The following is a 257-nucleotide window of genomic DNA, read 5'->3' as shown; positions in this document are numbered from 1 at the left end:
GCGACCCGGCTCTACCCCGGCAGCGACAAGCCGGCGGTCGACCAGCTCGAGCTGCAGATCGAGGACGGCGAGTTCCTGGTCCTCGTCGGCCCCTCCGGGTGCGGCAAGTCGACCTCGCTGCGGATGCTCGCCGGCCTGGAGGAGGTCGACGGCGGCGCGATCCGGATCGGGGACAAGGACGTCACCGACGTCGAGCCGAAGGACCGGGACATCGCGATGGTGTTCCAGAACTACGCGCTCTACCCGCACATGACCGT

At 69.3% G+C, this 257-nt stretch carries 1 protein-coding gene; it reads left to right on the top strand.

Annotated features, from left to right (window positions below):
* On the top strand, positions 1-257 hold a 257-nt coding region (locus tag IN07_RS23220; RefSeq protein ID WP_036341389.1), incomplete at both ends, for an ATP-binding cassette domain-containing protein.

The sequence above is a fragment of the Modestobacter caceresii genome (assembly GCF_000761485.1).
GTDB lineage: Bacteria > Actinomycetota > Actinomycetes > Mycobacteriales > Geodermatophilaceae > Modestobacter > Modestobacter caceresii.
Note: the sequence above shows the minus strand (reverse complement) of the source record. Positions and strands in the feature narration are given on the sequence as shown.